15 protein-coding genes and 3 tRNA genes are annotated in these 16,800 nt (G+C 56.9%); 12 read left to right on the forward strand and 6 right to left on the reverse strand.

Features of this window, described 5'->3' with window-relative positions; all coding sequences use genetic code 11:
• Window positions 1-90 precede the first annotated feature (90 nt).
• Window positions 91-1,227 carry a mandelate racemase/muconate lactonizing enzyme family protein gene (locus tag CUC55_RS02560; protein WP_103086881.1) on the reverse strand — a complete coding sequence of 379 codons (1,137 nt, stop codon included), beginning with the start codon at window positions 1,225-1,227 and terminating at the stop codon, window positions 91-93.
• Window positions 1,224-2,129 carry a 5-dehydro-4-deoxyglucarate dehydratase gene (kdgD, locus tag CUC55_RS02565; RefSeq protein ID WP_067652836.1) on the reverse strand — a complete coding sequence of 302 codons (906 nt, stop codon included), beginning with the start codon at window positions 2,127-2,129 and terminating at the stop codon, window positions 1,224-1,226. The genes CUC55_RS02560 and kdgD overlap by 4 nt, the downstream gene beginning before the upstream one ends.
• A 240-nt stretch (window positions 2,130-2,369) precedes the next feature.
• Between kdgD and CUC55_RS02570 the strand changes: the two genes are divergently transcribed.
• Complete coding sequence (locus tag CUC55_RS02570; RefSeq protein WP_425352712.1) at window positions 2,370-3,221, forward strand: NAD-dependent epimerase/dehydratase family protein; 852 nt, start codon at window positions 2,370-2,372, stop codon at window positions 3,219-3,221.
• A 334-nt stretch (window positions 3,222-3,555) separates the two neighbouring features.
• Here the strand turns inward: CUC55_RS02570 and CUC55_RS02575 are convergent, their stop codons facing one another.
• From CUC55_RS02575 to CUC55_RS02585, 3 genes are all read right to left on the reverse strand, one after another.
• Window positions 3,556-4,836, reverse strand: coding sequence for a lanthionine synthetase LanC family protein (locus tag CUC55_RS02575; RefSeq protein ID WP_103086883.1), 1,281 nt, complete (start codon window positions 4,834-4,836; stop codon window positions 3,556-3,558).
• 14 nt (window positions 4,837-4,850) lie between these two features.
• On the reverse strand, window positions 4,851-5,900 hold the full coding sequence (locus CUC55_RS02580) for a T3SS effector HopA1 family protein (protein ID WP_103086884.1): 1,050 nt from the start codon (window positions 5,898-5,900) through the stop codon (window positions 4,851-4,853).
• Between the two features lie 2 nt (window positions 5,901-5,902).
• Window positions 5,903-7,018, reverse strand: coding sequence for a phosphotransferase family protein (locus tag CUC55_RS02585; protein WP_067652748.1), 1,116 nt, complete (start codon window positions 7,016-7,018; stop codon window positions 5,903-5,905).
• A 2,539-nt stretch (window positions 7,019-9,557) separates the two neighbouring features.
• Between CUC55_RS02585 and CUC55_RS23500 the strand changes: the two genes are divergently transcribed.
• Together CUC55_RS23500 and CUC55_RS02600 are read left to right on the forward strand one after the other, a co-directional pair.
• Window positions 9,558-10,541, forward strand: coding sequence for a S8 family serine peptidase (locus CUC55_RS23500; RefSeq protein ID WP_425352721.1), 984 nt, complete (start codon window positions 9,558-9,560; stop codon window positions 10,539-10,541).
• Between the two features lie 96 nt (window positions 10,542-10,637).
• On the forward strand, window positions 10,638-10,844 hold the full coding sequence (locus CUC55_RS02600) for a hypothetical protein (RefSeq protein ID WP_067652754.1): 207 nt from the start codon (window positions 10,638-10,640) through the stop codon (window positions 10,842-10,844).
• 76 nt (window positions 10,845-10,920) lie between these two features.
• Here the strand turns inward: CUC55_RS02600 and CUC55_RS02605 are convergent.
• Window positions 10,921-10,996: transfer RNA gene (locus CUC55_RS02605), tRNA-Val, on the reverse strand.
• Between the two features lie 527 nt (window positions 10,997-11,523).
• On the opposite strand from CUC55_RS02605, the gene CUC55_RS02610 reads away from it, so the two are divergent.
• From CUC55_RS02610 to CUC55_RS02650, 9 genes are all read left to right on the forward strand, one after another.
• A tRNA-Asp gene (locus CUC55_RS02610) sits at window positions 11,524-11,600 on the forward strand.
• A 43-nt stretch (window positions 11,601-11,643) separates the two neighbouring features.
• Window positions 11,644-11,720 (forward strand) — tRNA-Asp (locus CUC55_RS02615).
• 509 nt (window positions 11,721-12,229) lie between these two features.
• Entirely contained in the window at window positions 12,230-12,595 is a 366-nt protein-coding gene (locus CUC55_RS02620) for an NADH-quinone oxidoreductase subunit A (protein WP_042619792.1), read from the forward strand.
• A complete protein-coding gene (locus CUC55_RS02625) occupies window positions 12,586-13,170 on the forward strand; it encodes a NuoB/complex I 20 kDa subunit family protein (protein WP_103086886.1) in 585 nt (194 codons plus the stop codon). The genes CUC55_RS02620 and CUC55_RS02625 overlap by 10 nt, the downstream gene beginning before the upstream one ends.
• A gap of 17 nt (window positions 13,171-13,187) precedes the next feature.
• A complete protein-coding gene (locus CUC55_RS02630) occupies window positions 13,188-13,790 on the forward strand; it encodes an NADH-quinone oxidoreductase subunit C (protein WP_103086887.1) in 603 nt (200 codons plus the stop codon).
• The gene (locus tag CUC55_RS02635; RefSeq protein ID WP_103086888.1) at window positions 13,787-14,218 is read left to right on the forward strand and encodes a GFA family protein; all 432 of its coding nucleotides are present in this window, start codon (window positions 13,787-13,789) and stop codon (window positions 14,216-14,218) included. The genes CUC55_RS02630 and CUC55_RS02635 overlap by 4 nt, the downstream gene beginning before the upstream one ends.
• Window positions 14,218-15,408: an NADH-quinone oxidoreductase subunit D gene (locus CUC55_RS02640; RefSeq protein ID WP_067652762.1), complete on the forward strand. Its 1,191-nt coding sequence runs from the start codon at window positions 14,218-14,220 to the stop codon at window positions 15,406-15,408. The genes CUC55_RS02635 and CUC55_RS02640 overlap by 1 nt, the downstream gene beginning before the upstream one ends.
• The gene (locus tag CUC55_RS02645) at window positions 15,408-15,662 is read left to right on the forward strand and encodes a hypothetical protein (protein WP_067652764.1); all 255 of its coding nucleotides are present in this window, start codon (window positions 15,408-15,410) and stop codon (window positions 15,660-15,662) included. Before CUC55_RS02640 ends, CUC55_RS02645 begins: the two co-directional genes overlap by 1 nt.
• 16 nt (window positions 15,663-15,678) lie before the next feature.
• Entirely contained in the window at window positions 15,679-16,797 is a 1,119-nt protein-coding gene (locus CUC55_RS02650) for an NADH-quinone oxidoreductase subunit E (RefSeq protein ID WP_067652766.1), read from the forward strand.
• The last annotated feature ends 3 nt before the right edge of the window (window positions 16,798-16,800 follow it).

A 16,800-nucleotide genomic window follows, 5' to 3' on the forward strand; every position in this document is an offset into this window, starting at 1 on the left:
GGGTGACGGAGCGTGGAGCTGCCATCTAACAAAAGCCGGGCGTCATCACTGACGCCCGGCNTTTTTCATCACGAGCTCTTTAATCGAAGACTAGACGTCCTTCAAAGCATATTGCTCCAGCGCGTCCCGATTGATCTCAATGCCGAGCCCCGGTCCATCCGGTATTTGAACCACGCCATCGACATGATCCAGCGGGCTGGTCAGCACGGCTTGGCGATACGGGTTTTCCGTGCGGTCGAACTCCAGTATCGGCGGACGCGGAGCGCGCCGGGCTGGGTCTGGCGGCAGGTAGGCCATGAATTGCAAGGCGGCGGCAATGGCCACGCCGGTTCCCCAGACATGCGGAACGACGCGAACGCCATAGAGCGTTGCGAGGTCGGTGATGCGTTTGGTTTCGGNAAAGCCGCCGCTGCCTGCAAGATCGGGCTGGAGAATGTCCACAGCACGGCTTTCCAGCGGGGCGCGCATGCCGTAACGCCCGTGCCAGGTTTCGCCGCCGGCAACGGGAATGGGCTGACCGGCGCGAACAGCCTGATAGGCCTCCAATTGCTCCGGCACCACAGGCTCTTCGAACCAGTCGATGCCGAGTGGTGCCAGCGTGTTGCCCACTTCTACCGCTTCCAGCGCATCATAGCCGTGGTTGGCGTCGATCATGATCCGCACGTCCGGGCCGACCGCTTCGCGTGCGGCTTTTATGACAGCGATGTCTTCCGCCACATCGAAACCGATCTTGATCTTCACGGCATGGAAGCCTTGGCCAGCATAACCGGCAACTTCTGCCGCGACGTCGGAGACCGCGTCCACACCGTCCTTGCGAAAGGAGCCGGTTGCGTAGGCTTTGACGCTTTCGCGGAAGCGACCGCCCAGCAGCCGAGATATCGACGTGCCGAAACGCTTGCCCTTGATATCCCAAAGCGCGATGTCGATACCGCTGAGCGCTGTCATCGTCAGTCCGCGCTGGCCCTGATCTCTGAGGACGTTGTAGAGCTGATGCCAGATGATCTCGATATCGAGCGGGTCTTTACCCAGGAGGTGAGGCGTATAGGCTGCCACCACGGCCGCGTTCGGCTTTGCCGGGCCGAGGCATTCGCCCCAACCCACGGTTCCGTCGTCGCATATGATCTCCACAAGGCAATGGATACGCCTGTCGAAGCGCATGGACGCGCTTTCAAAGGCATGAGCCAGCTTGTAGTCGAGCAGATGAGTGCGGACCGCTTCTATTTTCATGGCTTGTAAGGTCCAATCAACGCGTCCAGCATGCCCACTTCCTCTTCTGTGATGTCGGTAAGAGGCGCACGAACCGGGCCAGCATCGAACCCGACTAGACGCACCCCGGCCTTGATGGCGGAAACGGCATAACCCTTCTGGCGGTTACGAATATCCATGAACGGATAGAAGAAGTCGATCAGAATACGGTCCGTCGTTGCTCTGTCGCCTGCGCGTAGCGCCTTGTAAAACTCCTGAGCAAGCGCCGGCACAAAGTTGAACACGGCAGACGAATAGGTGGTCACGCCAGCACCCAGATAGGCATCGGCAAACAGTTCAGCTGTCGGCATGCCGCCGAGGTAGGTCAGGCGCTCGCCAACCGTTGCGGTGATTTTCCGCACCAGACCGATGTCGCCTGAGCCATCCTTGAAGCCGACAAGGTTGGGGCAATTGTCGCACAGCTTCTGCAGCGTTTCAGCCGTGAGAATGGAATTGTCACGGTTGTAGACCATCACACCAATAGATATGGAATCGCAGACCGCTTTGATATGGGCGTAAAGACCAGCCTGGGACGCATCCATAAGGTAATGCGGCAGAAGAAGAATACCATCCGCACCCGCTTTTTCAGCACTTTGGGCAATCTGCACAGCAATCTTGGTGCCGTAACCGCAACCGGACACAATCGGAACAGAGCCAGCAGCAGACTTCGCGGCCTTGACCACCGTCGCGACTTCCTCAGGCGCCAAAGAGAAAAATTCGCCCGTGCCACCAGCTGCAAACAAGACACTTGCGTCGAAGCCTGACAGCCAGTTGACGTGATCCAGATATGGCTTTTCGTTAAATTCGCCATCGGTGCTGAAGGGGGTGACGGGGAAAGAAAGAAGGCCCGCACCAAGTGCAACCTTGAGTTCCTGGGGGTCCATAGCCATAAATTTTGTATCTCCAATTGTTCGTTGTGGCGATAATATTCGAGATATTATCTTCGTCAAGAACTTATAATACAAGTTGGCTCAATTTAGAGATGAATTCTGGAGGGAAGCGCAGCGCGTAGCTCATCGAGTGAGCTCTGAATCGCAGTCGCAGCGAATTGCTTAACGTCACGGTATGTCCTTGAAATCCACCGTCATCCTAACGTAGAGATAAGATAACAGATGATTTTATGTATGACCACGCAGCACGCGTCCTTTACGCGTCGGGGTGGCGATGGAGGACACATGCTGAAAACCTTGTTGTTGACGGGCGCTGCCGGTGGCGTTGGCAAGGCTATTCGTCCCTTGCTGAAGGATGTCGCTGAAAACGTCGTACTATCCGATATGGTGGATATGGCGGATTTGGCCTCACACGAAACATTCGTAAAGTGCGACCTGTCGAACCGCGCTGAAGTGGACGAGGCTGTGGCTGGTGTCGATGGTATCATCCACTTGGGTGGTATCTCCGTGGAGAGGCCTTTCGAACTTATTCTCAAGGGCAATATCGAAGGTGTCTACAATCTTTATGAGGCGGCGCGTCACAATGGCCAGCCGCGCATCANTTTCGCCAGCTCCAATCATACGATCGGATTTTATCGCCGAGACGAAAAAATCGACAGCACATCGCCGGTCCGGCCGGATTCTCTCTACGGCGTTTCGAAATGCTTCGGTGAAAATATGGCGAGCTTCTATTTCGATAAATTCGGCCAGGAGACATTGTCGGTGCGGATAGGCTCACTGACGCAAAAACCGCAGACCACACGCATGCTGGCGACGTGGTTAAGCGCAGGTGATTTCGTCTCTCTGTGCGTGCGCGGGTTCGAAGCCCCGCGTCTTGGCCACGCCGTTGTTTATGGCGCATCCGACAATCCGGAGCGCTGGTGGGACAATGGCAATACGGCCTTCCTGGGTTGGCAACCACAGGATAGCTCGGCGAAGTGGCGCGNCGAGATACTTGCTCAGGCGGGCAAAGAGGATCCAAAGGATCCAGCCCACATCTACCAAGGCGGTGGGTTCACCACCTTCGGTCATCCGGCGGATGAATGATGTAACAGTTTGAGGCGGGGTGGGATCGGAGTACGTGTCTACTTCTGCTTGTCCTGCTTCTCCGAGTCGTACTGTACCCAGCGNAAAAAGAAGTAGATTGGCAGCGCGATCAGCGCCAGCGTGACGATCGAGTTCGCAGTCATGGTTCATCCCATTAAAACGCGACTTCATCATGAAGCCGACGTGATGATTATGCGCGATAATTTATTGAGAAATATTGAATCTAACGGGTGAATTCATGGGTTCCGAGTGGGTGTTTTGTCCCGAAGTAGCGCATCAGGGCGCAAAATAGGGACTAGCGTTAAGAAAGCGTTACTCTGGTTGAGCGGCGCCATCATGTTTTTAACAGCAGGATCGATGGCAACGTCTCCCGCTCCATCAGTCGCAGAAAGAAGTAACCGATGCCCGCTGTTCCCAGGAGCAAGCCGGGCGCTTCACCCCGCTGATGAACACCGCAGGGAAGCGGAAGCTCAGTGTCGAGATAGGTGTCCATGATGTAGTGACCGACCTGATCGGCATGTACCGCGACATCTTCACGGTTCAATTGCACACCAGCGGATAAAACGAAATCTGCCGTGCCAGCAAGGCCGTGGCACAAGCAAAGGTCCATGGTCTGCGGTGCCGCGGGCGTCGTTAGCAGGCGGGATGCATCCTGAAGCGCGATGTTGACTTCGTCCCGCGCTATTTCATCGGCTGGCAGAAGCTCCATCAGGCGCAGTCGTGAAAGGCCGATACCCGCCGAGCCATTGCACCATGTGCAGTTGCAGGTCGGCGGAAGTGCCGCGGCACCTGATGTTATGGTGTCGATGCGAAAATCCGGCCATCCCTCCTGTGAGGCGTCGAACCAGCTTCGCTCGTAACGCAACGCTTCCTCTGCGCCGTGCAAAAGCGCTTCGTTGCCACTGACGGCGTGAGCTTCCAGAAGTGCCGTCGCCATGCCTGAGACACCATGTGCGTAGCCCAGGAGATTGCGATGCTTGGGCATGAGAGATGGCCACGAAAGGCCGTTGGTATCAAGCACACCGGCCACGAGCAATTTTTCGGCATGGTGTATCGCTGCATTCGTCAGTTCTGGCCGCGCGTAGCGCTTGCCGAGATGGATGAGCGCGGGGATAGCACTGGCACATCCTGCAATCACGTCGGTCGCTTCATCGGGGAAGGCTTGGCCAGCGTGATGTTCGGCCAACGCCAACCCTTGCTCCACCCATTGCGGCCGATCCAGCGCGCCGCCGATTTCACACAGCATATAGGCCGCACCAAGGCTGCCTGTGTAAAAACCTCTCTGCGGAGGGCTGTCGAGATCAGGCAACCGGGCCTGCACCTGTCGCACTGCGCCGTCGATCGTGGCGATAAGGCGGGGCGAGGGCGCATGCACTGCAAGCCGTCCCAGNAAAAGCGCAATACCGGCGACGCCATCGTAGAGCGAGACGGAAGCTGTGCGGTAAGCCGCCGTCGCGTTGCCGTCCGCCACCGTCATTGCCCAGCCCATCCACGTGCAGCGGCCATCGTCCCACAGCGCATCGCGGCACAATTGTGCGCCGATGCGGGTGGCCGCCTCAAGAAAACGGCTCTTGTTCTGCGTGATGTGTGCCGAGGGGAATGTCATCGAATTCATCTTGGAAAATCCTTTCACGCCAACACGGCATAGATGTCATTATTGCCAGCGCTGAGATGCGGCGTGGAAAGCGAAAGGCCCGATTCGCAAAAGCGGTGCTTTAGATGCTCAAGCCTTGTCTGTGCGTTCTGGGTGCCTGCAGCCCAAGCGCTGACGATTGCGTCTGCCATCAGCATCGCCCGCACCTGGCCGAAACTCATCCCGAAACCGGGGTCGTCTGCACCCCCGATGCCGCCGACAAGTGACTTCGAGAAGAGTGGCACGTCTGGTTCGAGGTCCGGTGCCGCATCGTTGAAGAAATCCCGTAGCAACGACAGCGCNAAGGGTAGATGCCGACGTGCGAGATAAAAGACTGTGCTATCCGTGCGGTCATAGGCGGCAGGTTCCAGAAGCGTTTTGGCCCGAAACGGCATCGCATAATTGTTGAGAAGCCCGGCAATCTGCGCCATCAGAGGTGCCACGGTTGCTGCCCGTGTGTTCAGGTAGAGACGTGCCAAGGCGGCGTCGTCATGGTCCGAATGCGGTGCGTGGCCGGTGATATGGTAGAAGCCTGACTGCAGTTGTGATGACGCCAGCGGCAGGAGAACCGAGACCATGGAGTTTGCCTGCACTGGCCCTTGATATGCCAGTGTAAAGGCGCCCGGAAACACGTGGCGGCAACACTCCCCCTTGCGAACATGCACCGAACCGTTGGAATCGGTTTTGTACACCTGCCATTGCGTTGACCATCGGGAGCCCTCGGGAAAGAGGGTGCGTAGCTGCGACAGAAGATCGAGGTCTACAGGTGCCGGAAGCGGGCCGGGCGGGTCGAGGTGGAAAGGACGGGCATAAGCGGCATCATAAAGCGCTGGCCACAGAGCTTCCGACAAGAGCGCAGTTACGGGACGTGCGGTTGCAGTGGCTGCGATAGGCGGCAGCGTCGCGACTGGCCGGTTGCCGATCTGAAATTGAGACAAGCCAATAATCTTTACGGCATCGAGAATGCCCAAGAGTGATGATTGCAAAGGGGCGGGCAGGGTATCGTGGCTGGTTTGCGCGGGCAGCATGTGTTGAGTTGCGTTCATGGTCACGCTCCAATCTCGTCAAGGGCAAACAACTGGTCTATAGCGCTGCGTGGATCGTTGAAGATGCTTGCCGCCGCGCGGATGGCGAGAAGGGCCGATGCAGAGATTTCTGGCGTCGATTGGGCGATCTCGTAGGCGGTGAGAACGAGGCGGGCGGCTGCAAATCTTGCGCAGCGCTCCTTTGCAAGCGCCTGTTGTTCCCGCGTCATGGAAAAGGCTGCTGTGTAGGCTCGCCAGAAGGCTTTACAGCATGCCTGCGCTCGCGCGGTCTCATCAGCGGTTGCAGGCCCCATCGCCTGGCCTTGCGCGGAGTAGCGCCCGACGATGACCGGTTGGATGAAACTTGCCAGAACGCAGGCTACATCCCAGGCTGCGTCCCCTAAGTCGGCCAGTTCCCAGTCGATCAGCTGAACGGTGGCGCGGCCATCGCCATTTGGTTTTTGCGAAACGAGGAAATTTTCCCACTTCAGATCGCCGTGGATCAGGCATGTGCGTCTCCATTCGGCCTGAAGACACATCAGATGCGCCTTCAATTCCGGTTCTTGACGTAAAGTTGCCAGAACACCGCGCGCACCGCCGCTCATATTCGGAATCATCGCTTCGCCGAATTCGGAAAAATTGAGAATCCAGGGCGGCTGTGCCGGAAACGTACCCTGTCTCGATGGCTCTTTGAGGATGTCGGGCGACTGGGCGTGGCAGGTGGCCAGAAGTGTTCCCAACTGTGCCGCTATGTCTTCCACAGCGCCACGGATGCTGGCGGCCTGCATCTGGTAAAATGTGAGACTTTGAGAATGCGGTACCAGTTCGACTGCCAGAAGATGCCGGTTTCCATCATAGTGACGAAGCCTTGGCATCAGCGTCTTGAGGCCCGCTGCCGCTGCGTCTTTTTCAGCCAGCGCGTAAAGGGTCGCCTCTCGCTGCACCGACTGGGTGGTTTCAACGGCCATGAGGGGGATTTGTTTGACGAAGACGCCGGAACCGTCTTTGCGGAAAACCTTGAAATTCCGGTTACGCCGCCCGGCTTCCAAGATCGTGATGTCATCGGCGAGAAGGTCTGCTGCGGACAATACGCTTCGGTCAATCAGATATGGCACGAGTGTGCCGCTGGTCAGATACATTGTGTCCCCCAAGGCCGGATAAATGCGTTGCTTGAAATCATGCGGGCATCGAACCGTAATCCCGGCTCAAAACGAGCCCACCGGCCGCACGCGGCCGATGAGCAGAACTTGCATCACTTTGAAATGTGACGAAGTCTAAGCGTTCCCGTTACTGCCCAGTGCAATGCATATGGGTCGGGTTGCAGACAGTCGCGAACGTTCCGCATCCGATGGACGTCGGAGGCGTCACCGTTGCCTGTGGGGCCGCTGCCGCGCCATTGCAGACGATTGGAATGCCCGTGGAGCAGACCGGGGTGATGTTGGTGATTTGGCAAATCGGCGTCAGCGTCAGGTTCTGCTGTTGCTGATTGTTATTCGGCTGCGGACCTGTGCAATGCATATGGGTCGGGTTGCAGATGGTCGCCAAAGTTCCGCATCCGATTGAGGTCGGAGGCGTCACTGTTGCCTGTGGGGCCGCCGCCGCGCCGTTGCAGACAATTGGAATGCCCGTAGAGCAAATCGGCGTGATGTTTGTGATCTGGCAAACTGGCGTCAGCGTCAGGTTCTGCTGCTGCTGATGTGCCTGCGCCTGCGGTGCTGCTGCCGCACCATTGCAGACGATTGGAATGCCTGTCGAGCAAATCGGCGTGATGTTGGTGATCTGGCAAACTGGCGTCAGCGTCAGGTTCTGCTGCTGCTGATGTGCCTGCGCCTGCGGTGCTGCTGCCGCACCATTGCAGACGATTGGAATGCCTGTCGAGCAAATCGGCGTGATGTTGGTGATCTGGCAAACTGGCGTCAGCGTCAGGTTCTGCTGCTGCTGAGGAGCCTGCGCCTGCGGAGCCGCTGCCGCGCCGTTGCAGACGATTGGAATGCCCGTMGAGCAAATCGGCGTGATGTTTGTGATCTGGCAAACTGGCGTCAGCGTCAGGTTCTGCTGCTGCTGATGTGCCTGCGCCTGCGGTGCTGCTGCCGCACCATTGCAGACGATTGGAATGCCTGTCGAGCAAATCGGCGTGATGTTGGTGATCTGGCAAACTGGCGTCAGCGTCAGGTTCTGCTGCTGCTGAGGAGCCTGCGCCTGCGGAGCCGCTGCCGCGCCGTTGCAGACGATTGGAATGCCCGTCGAGCAAATCGGCGTGATGTTTGTGATCTGGCAAACTGGCGTCAGCGTCAGGTTCTGCTGCTGCTGATGTGCCTGCGCCTGCGGTGCTGCTGCCGCACCATTGCAGACAATTGGAATGCCCGTAGAGCAAATCGGCGTGATGTTTGTGATCTGGCAAACTGGCGTCAGCGTCAGGTTCTGCTGCTGCTGAGGAGCCTGNCCCTGCGGTGCTGCTGCCGCACCATTGCAGACAATTGGAATGCCTGTCGAGCAAACCGGGGTGATGTTGGTGATCTGGCAAATTGGCGTCAGCGTCACATTCTGTTGCTGCTGCTGGTCAGCCGTCTCTGGCGGCATGACAGTGAGTGTGGCGCAATGCCAGTACGCCGTTGGACCTACGGGTGTGCCTTGCTGCTGATCTGCGCCAGATGGTGGCTGGCAATATTGCACGGCTGTCTGGCAACCCAGCATGCTTGTTGGCTGGCAATGCCAATAGGCCGTTGGGCCTACAGTGTTTTGCNGGGGGGCTGGTTGGCAACCCCAGAATGAAGTGATGGTCATCGATCAATTCCCGAATTCATAGTTGAAGGGAGCTTTGTGACTTGTCTGGAGAGTACGGCCAGTTACGAGCAACCACCGGTAATTGCTTGAGCTAAGGCTAACTCGCCTTTGACGAGAAAATTCCTATTGTACTTTTTAAAGTTGTGCAATTNAAAAATACATGCATAACGGGTTAAAAGTAAATTCATATTCGGATTACGTGCATGAGCAATCTGTTGAATTGGCCGTAAATCCGGGCTTTTAAGTCACTCAACTGCGTCAAGGAAAAGAGCCATGACCTCAGATACAACCGCAAATCCTGATGAGAACTCTGGTGGCCCAGGCCAGCCTTCAAGCCGCTTCATCATTTCGCATCGCATGGCCCCTTATCGTGATGGCCGCGCGCGACGCTCCGCAAAGGGCAATTTCAGTGAGCGCTTACTGCGCTCCCTGGGTGGCGCGATGGATATCGTCAGCGACAATGGAATGGAGCGAGATGACGTTCGGCGTGTCCTCGTCATTCACGCGGATGAAGAGGAGTTGCTGGCGAAAACGCGCGATCTTTCTCCTGACACGATTGTAGAGCGGGAGGCCTTGCGTTGGCCGGCGTCTCTGCGGCTGGCGCCTTGGGGCAGTCCTCCGGCTGAAACCATCTGCACCGCGATGAATGCAGCCAGTACGGCGACGACGAGCCAGCCAGTCTTTACCCTCACGATAACCTCGGCTGGATCGCCGCTCGCCAACACTCTGGTGGAACTCAGCCTCATCCCGCTGTCGCCGCAGCCGGGCCAACCGGCTGGTAGTAGCGCGAGTGCGACGACCGATGCACGGGGTGTTGCCACCCTGCCGTTCGACCAGGCTCAATGGTATCCCGTCACGGCGCAGATTTCACCACATGGAAGCGCTTGGTCGGGCATGCTTGTTCACCCCTCATCGGGCGGGGGTATCGATCTCGACAGTCTTCCGACATCAGGACCTTTAGGCTGGTGGCATCAGCTTGCCGGTATCAGCGTGTTTGATCCGCTTGCNGGGGCGGGCATTCGTGTCGGCGTTATTGATTCGGGATTGGGGCCGCACCCTTATCTCAGCCATGTCGTTGCTGCCGGTGCCTTTGTCGATGGCGGCTTTCAGTCCGGCCCACAGGCGACAGCCGACATTCTGTGGCACGGTACGCACGTGTCAGGCCTCATCGCAGCCCGCCCGCCAGTCGATGGCAGGGATTTCGCCGGGCTCGCACCTGGTGCGGATGTTTTCACCGCGCGTGTGTTTGCGCCGGGCCGAGGTGCCAACCAGGGTGATATCGCAGCTGCAATCGATGCCATGGCCAATGCCCATGAGGTGGATCTTATCAATCTCAGTCTCGGCGGCGACCCGTCGGCAATCGAATATGATGCCGTACTCTCGGCCTACAGCCGAGGTTCGCTATGTATCTGCGCTGCGGGCAACAATTTCGGCCAACCCGTGCTGGCACCGGCAAGCTATCCGCTGTCTGTCGCGGTTTCGGCGGTCACCAGGCCCGGAACCTATCCTGTCAGCAATCTCGCCAACTTCACCCGACCGCAATCGACAGACCGCTACGGCAGCGGAGGGCTTTTCCTGCCGACCTATTCTAACTTTGGAAAACAGGTCGCGGTCACGGCGGCGGGATCGGCCGTTATTTCCACCATTCCGGCAGATGAGGGCGAGCCTGCTCCTTATGCCGATATGTCGGGTACATCGATGGCAACCCCGGTTACCACCGGCGCTCTCGCCGTGATGTTGTCGCGTGATACCATCTATNAAAGTCTGCAACGAACATCTGCGCGTGCCAAATACGCAAGAGCAAAGCTGGAAGGTGCGGCCCTCTCCATAGGCCTTGCGCAGTCCTATCAGGGAGATGGTCTCAGCCGCGCCGTGTGAGGGGTGCCGACCCCAACGAACGCAACGGCTCATTCGATTTATAACGAGTCGAATGAGCCGGTTCATGTCATACTGAAGTGCGTATGGGAGAACCACATGACTGAACCGGAAAAAACCTACACCGCTACATTCCGCCACAATGCCCGCCAGCCGCAGGACTGGCAGAAAACCCTGTCGCGTATACCTGGCCTAACCCTCATCTCCGCCACCGGCCGTCACGCCAGAATCAAAGGCACCCTCGAAGCCATCGCTAAACTGGGCGATGATGTCATCGTGGAAGAGGAACTGCCTCGCTATTTGTGACGGATAAAAGCAAGCTGCAATAATTTTTATTGCCACATCCGGGAGTGCAGTGCTGTTTTATGGGATTTTGTAGGAATGGTGGGCGATGACGGACTCGAACCGCCGACATCCTCGGTGTAAACGAGGCGCTCTACCAACTGAGCTAATCGCCCTTCGCGTCCTGCGGAACATGTCCGCCGCGTCGGTGGCCGTGATGTATTGGTATCGGNAAAAAACCGCAAGAGCTTTTGTGAAGTTTTTTTGNTTTTTTCGTTTTTTGTCAGTGCTGGCGGTTTTAATTTGTGGCGATTGGTCTTTTCCACAGGCGACAGCCGGGGAGGGCAGGTTCGCTGTGACAGAGTGCCCTTTTATGAGATCGCACCGCTCGATTGCAGACCAATGCGAAGCCGATTCTGTAAATCTCTCGCTCTATCGTTCTGACATTTAGCGTAAATTCGTGTTTTCTTTTCGTCGCAAGCGCTGTGGATAAATTCCAGCTTCACCGAGCAGAAAAAAGTCCAAATAAGAAAGTGCCGGGAAACCGGCGCTTCTTGCGTCTTTGCGAAACCAAAATGCTCAAGCTTATTCTTTTGTCGTGAAAGCTGCTTGACACCCCAACACGAACGTCTTAGTTAGCCGCTCAACGAACAGCCGAGGCGAGTTCGTAAGGCGGGTCTAGGCCAGTCTTTAGTAGGAATGTGCGGGTGTAGCTCAGTTGGTTAGAGTGCCGGCCTGTCACGCCGGAGGTCGCGGGTTCGAGCCCCGTCACTCGCGCCATTCCTTCCTCGAAAACGACGGATCGCATGATCCGAAATAATGCGCGGGTGTAGCTCAGTTGGTTAGAGTGCCGGCCTGTCACGCCGGAGGTCGCGGGTTCGAGCCCCGTCACTCGCGCCATTTTCTTCTCATTGCAGAAGCAAATGTTCTCCTTTCAAATCGCGCTCATTGCGTAAAAATCCCCAAAGTCTAGNTTTCACAAGTCAATATGTCGTGTTTTCTGCGCGACTTGTCGCCGCGCTCTGCAGTAAACTATGGCTGCCAAGCACCTCTTTGGCATCGTTTCAGCCGGTTGATTTCTTGCGTGTTTGAGTCATGTTTTTCGAGTCGTTTTGGTCGGCTTCAAGCCGTTTTGAAGCGCGAAAATATGCGACAATTTGGTAGCGGCTGATCCGGTCTGATTGCTTATANTTTTTAATGACTTAGTGTGATGAATCCTGGTGTTTGCGAAGTTGTGTGCATATAATAGTGGCTGCTCCAAGTCACGTTTGGATCGAAATGACACTTAATCTCTTGCAGAGCGCGCTTGGCTGGGATAACCACTGCGGCGTTGCAACATAATTTTCGACCCTGCGGATTCTCGTTTCCAAAGGGGTATGCTCGACGCTCGGTCGAGTAAGGAAGAGACAATGACTGAACTCCTCAGTTCCTACATTCCGATCGCAATCTTCATTGGTATCGCGCTTGTCATCGGTCTGGCGCTGTTGATTGCGCCTTTTGCCGTTGCCTACAAGAATCCCGACCCTGAAAAGCTGTCCGCCTTCGAGTGCGGCTTCAATGCGTTCGACGACGCGCGCATGAAGTTCGACATTCGCTTCTATCTGGTGTCGATTCTGTTCATCATCTTCGATCTCGAAGTCGCGTTCCTTTTCCCATGGGCTGTGTCCTTCGGTGAAATAGGCTGGTTCGGCTTCTGGTCGATGATGGTGTTCCTCGGCGTTCTCACCATCGGCTTTATCTACGAATGGAAGAAGGGGGCACTGGAATGGGCGTAGTTCATAACGACACGACGCTGGTCGCACCGAAGCCCAAGGGCATCGTCGATCCGTCCACCGGCAAGCCGGTTGGCAGCGATGACGCCTANTTTACCGAGATCAACGACGAACTCGCGGATAAGGGCTTTCTGGTCACGACGACCGATGACCTGATCACCTNGGCGCGCACGGGCTCTTTGATGTGGATGCAGTTCGGTCTTGCCTGCTGCGCCGTCGAAGGTCTGATGCAGGCCTCCGGCCCGCGTTACGACATGGAACGTTTCGGCGTTGCGCCGCGCGCTTCACCGCGCCAATCGGACGTCATGATCGTTGCGGGTACGCTCACCAACAAGATGGCGCCTGCGCTTCGCAAGGTCTATGACCAGATGCCGGAGCCGCGTTATGTCATCTCGATGGGTTCCTGCGCCAATGGCGGCGGTTATTACCACTATTCCTACGCCGTTGTTCGCGGTTGCGACCGTGTGGTTCCCGTCGATATCTACGTGCCGGGCTGTCCCCCCACGGCGGAAGCACTGCTTTACGGCGTGCTTTTGCTGCAGAAGAAAATCCGGCGTACCGGCACGATCGAGCGTTAAGGGCAGAGGACTTATAAATGAGCGAAGCTCTCAACGATCTCTCGGCCTATGTGAATGAAGTGCGCGGTTCCCTTCTGGAATCGTCCGTCATTGCCTATGGCGAACTGACGCTGAACACGACGCCTGNAAACATCATCGCGCTTTTGACGTTCCTGCGCGATGACGTCCAGTGTGGTTTCGTCAATATCATCGATATCTGTGGTGTGGACTGGCCGAGCCGTGAGAAGCGGTTCGATGTCGTTTATCACCTGTTGTCGCCGCGCCAGAACCTGCGTGTCCGCATCAAGCTTCAGGCAGCCGAGGACGAAGCAGTACCATCCGCGACGTCCGTTTTTGTCGGCGCGGAATGGTTCGAGCGCGAAGCCTGGGATATGTATGGCATTCCATTCGAAGGCCATTCCGACCTGCGTCGCATTCTGACGGACTACGGCTTTGAGGGTCATCCACTGCGCAAGGATTTCCCGGTCACGGGCTTTGTGGAAGTGCGCTATGATGACGTGCTCAAGCGGGTTCTTTACGAGCCGGTCGAACTGAAACAGGAATTCCGCAATTTCGACTTTCTCTCCCCTTGGGAAGGAACAGACTATGTTCTTCCGGGCGATGAAAAGGCCAAGCCATGAGTGAAGCTACCGCCACAGAGCAGGGGCAATGTCTTTGCGGTGCCGTTCGCTTCGNAGCGACGTTTGGTGCCCGTGAAGTCGGCATTTGCCATTGCTCCATGTGCCGTCGCTGGTCCGGCGGTGTGTTTCTTGCCGTCGAATGCCAAAGCGTTGCAGTAGAGAATGATACACATCTCGGCGTTTATTCGTCTTCAGAATGGGGCGAGCGTTGCTTTTGTACGGTTTGCGGTAGTACGGTGATGTGGCGCTCAAAGGACGGCGCGCATCACGCCGTATCCGTCCAGTCGTTTGAAAACCCATCTAGCTTCCGTTTCGCATCGCAAATCTTCATCGACGAAAAGCCGACAAATTATTCGTTCGCCGAGGACACGAAAAACATGACCGGCCCCGAATTCATCGCCATGATCACGTCGGCGGAGCAGCACTGATGACTGAACATAATGTTCGCAATTTTACGATCAACTTTGGCCCGGAACATCCGTCTGCGCACGGCGTTTTGCGTCTCGTCCTTGAACTCGACGGCGAAGTCGTGGAGCGCGTCGATCCGCATATCGGCCTGTTGCACCGCGGCACCGAGAAGCTGATCGAGACGAAGACCTATCTTCAGGCTCTGCCATACTTTGACCGCCTCGATTACGTTGCGCCGATGAACCAGGAGCATGCGTTCTCGCTGGCCGTGGAAAAGCTGCTGGGTCTTGAGATTCCGATGCGTGGTCAGTTGATCCGCGTTCTTTTCTCGGAAATCGGCCGTATCCTGTCGCACATCATGAACGTCACGACGCAGGCCATGGACGTTGGCGCTATGACGCCGCCGGTCTGGGGCTTCGAAGAGCGTGAAAAGCTAATGGTATTTTACGAGCGCGCTTCTGGTGCCCGTCTGCACGCTGCCTATTTCCGCCCGGGTGGTGTCCATCAGGACCTGCCACCGGAGCTGGTTGATGATATCGGCAAGTGGTGCGATCCGTTCATCACCTTCCTCGACAACGTTGAAGGCCTCTTGACCGACAACCGCATCTACAAGCAGCGCAACGTCGATATCGGCGTCGTCTCGTTGGAAGATGCGTTCGCCTGGGGCTTTACCGGCGTGATGGTTCGCGGTTCGGGTGCTGCGTGGGACTTGCGCCGTGCGCAGCCTTACGAGTGCTATTCCGATCTCGAATTCGATATTCCCGTTGGCAAGAATGGCGACTGCTACGACCGTTATCTGATCCGCATGCAGGAAATGCGTGAATCGATCAAGATCATGAAGCAGTGCGTGGAGCTCTTGCAGGGCAAGCACCGCATCGGCGCCGTTTCGTCGCTCGATGGCAAGGTCGTTCCGCCGAAGCGTGGCGAGATGAAGCGTTCGATGGAAGCCTTGATTCACCACTTCAAGCTCTACACCGAAGGGTATCACGTACCGGCTGGTGAAGTTTACGCAGCCGTCGAAGCTCCGAAGGGCGAGTTTGGCGTCTACGTGGTCGCTGATGGTTCGAACAAGCCTTACCGCTGCAAGATTCGCGCTCCTGGTTTTGCGCATCTGGCGGCCATGGATTACCTTTGCAAAGGCCATCAGCTTGCCGACGTGACGGCTGTTCTCGGCTCTCTGGACATCGTGTTCGGGGAGGTTGACCGCTAATGCGATTGCCGCTGGCCATATCGGCTTTTATTGCCGCGACGGCACCCGTATTCGCCCAGACGGCGGATGAGGGTGTATCGTTGCAGGCAAGCGGCGGTTCATCATCTGTCAAGCAACTTCTGTCACAGGGATACGAGATAAAATCCTCGCTTCCCAATGGCGGAAAATTCATTGTGTTCATGCAAAAAGACAAAACGGCCTATGCCTGCGAATTCGTCACGGTGACGAAATCGCGGTGCGAGTCGTTAAACTGATGGGGCGTGAGGAAGTATGTCCGTTCGTCGACTAGCCGAAGATCAGGTTCAGCCCACGGGTTTCGCGTTTAACGCGGACAATACCGCATGGGCGGAAAAAACGATCCAGAAGTATCCTGAAGGGCGTCAGCAATCTGCGGTCATTCCGCTGTTGATGCGCGCGCAGGAGCAGGACGGCTGGGTCACCCGCGCCTGTATCGAGAAGATCGCCGACATGCTGGATATGGCCTATATCCGCGTGCTCGAAGTTGCGACCTTCTATACGCAGTTCCAGCTGAAGCCAGTTGGCACCAAGGCACATATTCAGGTCTGTGGTACCACGCCCTGCATGTTGCGCGGTTCCGAAGCGCTGATGGAAGTCTGTCGCCACAAGATCCACCATGACCCGTTGACACCCAACGAGAGCGGTACGCTGTCATGGGAAGAGGTGGAATGTCAGGGTGCCTGCGTCAACGCGCCGATGGTCATCATCTTCAAGGATGCCTATGAGGATTTGACGCCAGAGCGTCTGGAAGAAATCATCGACACGTTCGAGGCGGGGAAGGGTGACACCGTCAAGCCGGGCCCGCAGATCGACCGTCATTTGTCAGCCCCGATCGGTCCCCTCACGACGTTGACGGAAGAGACAAAGCCGGATCGCTCCAATCTCGACAAGCCAGCCGAAGCGCCTGCCGCGGCGGCTCCAGCAGCGGCACCTGCGCCATCAGAAGCTGCAAAGCCGAAGACGACGGCAGCTGAGTCCGACGCGAAGCTGAAGACACCGGTCACCGATCCCAAGGCGTCCGAAAGCAACGCCAAGGATGCTGCAAAAGAAGGGTCTGGCGAGACGAAAACCTCGCCCAAGCCATCGCTGGAAGACAAGAACCGTCCTGCCAAGATCGAGCGCCCCGCAAAGGCCGATGATCTGAAGCTAATTTCTGGCGTTGGCCCGAAAATCGAAGCGACGCTCAACGAGCTCGGCATCTTCACCTACATGCAGGTTGCTGGCTGGTCCGCCGAGGAGCGCGAGTGGGTCGATGGTTATCTGAATTTCAAGGGTCGTATCGATCGCGATGATTGGGTACGTCAGGCCGAGGCGCTCGCCAAGGGTGGCGAAGCGGAATACATCAGGGTCTTCGGCAAGAAGCCGCGGTAAAGA

It is taken from the genome of Agrobacterium bohemicum (assembly GCF_002896715.1).
Taxonomy (GTDB): domain Bacteria; phylum Pseudomonadota; class Alphaproteobacteria; order Rhizobiales; family Rhizobiaceae; genus Agrobacterium; species Agrobacterium bohemicum.

What these genes read in the sequence shown, in the direction of transcription:
- CUC55_RS02620 (WP_042619792.1), top strand. Translation starts at nt 12,230, where the DNA reads ATGACTGAACTCCTCAGTTCCTACATTCCGATCGCAATCTTCATTGGT.
- CUC55_RS02640 (WP_067652762.1), top strand. Translation starts at nt 14,218, where the DNA reads ATGACTGAACATAATGTTCGCAATTTTACGATCAACTTTGGCCCGGAA.
- CUC55_RS02600 (WP_067652754.1), top strand. Translation starts at nt 10,638, where the DNA reads ATGACTGAACCGGAAAAAACCTACACCGCTACATTCCGCCACAATGCC.
- CUC55_RS02645 (WP_067652764.1), top strand. Translation starts at nt 15,408, where the DNA reads ATGCGATTGCCGCTGGCCATATCGGCTTTTATTGCCGCGACGGCACCC.
- CUC55_RS02650 (WP_067652766.1), top strand. Translation starts at nt 15,679, where the DNA reads ATGTCCGTTCGTCGACTAGCCGAAGATCAGGTTCAGCCCACGGGTTTC.
- kdgD (WP_067652836.1), bottom strand. Translation starts at nt 2,129, where the DNA reads ATGGACCCCCAGGAACTCAAGGTTGCACTTGGTGCGGGCCTTCTTTCT.
- CUC55_RS02585 (WP_067652748.1), bottom strand. Translation starts at nt 7,018, where the DNA reads ATGTATCTGACCAGCGGCACACTCGTGCCATATCTGATTGACCGAAGC.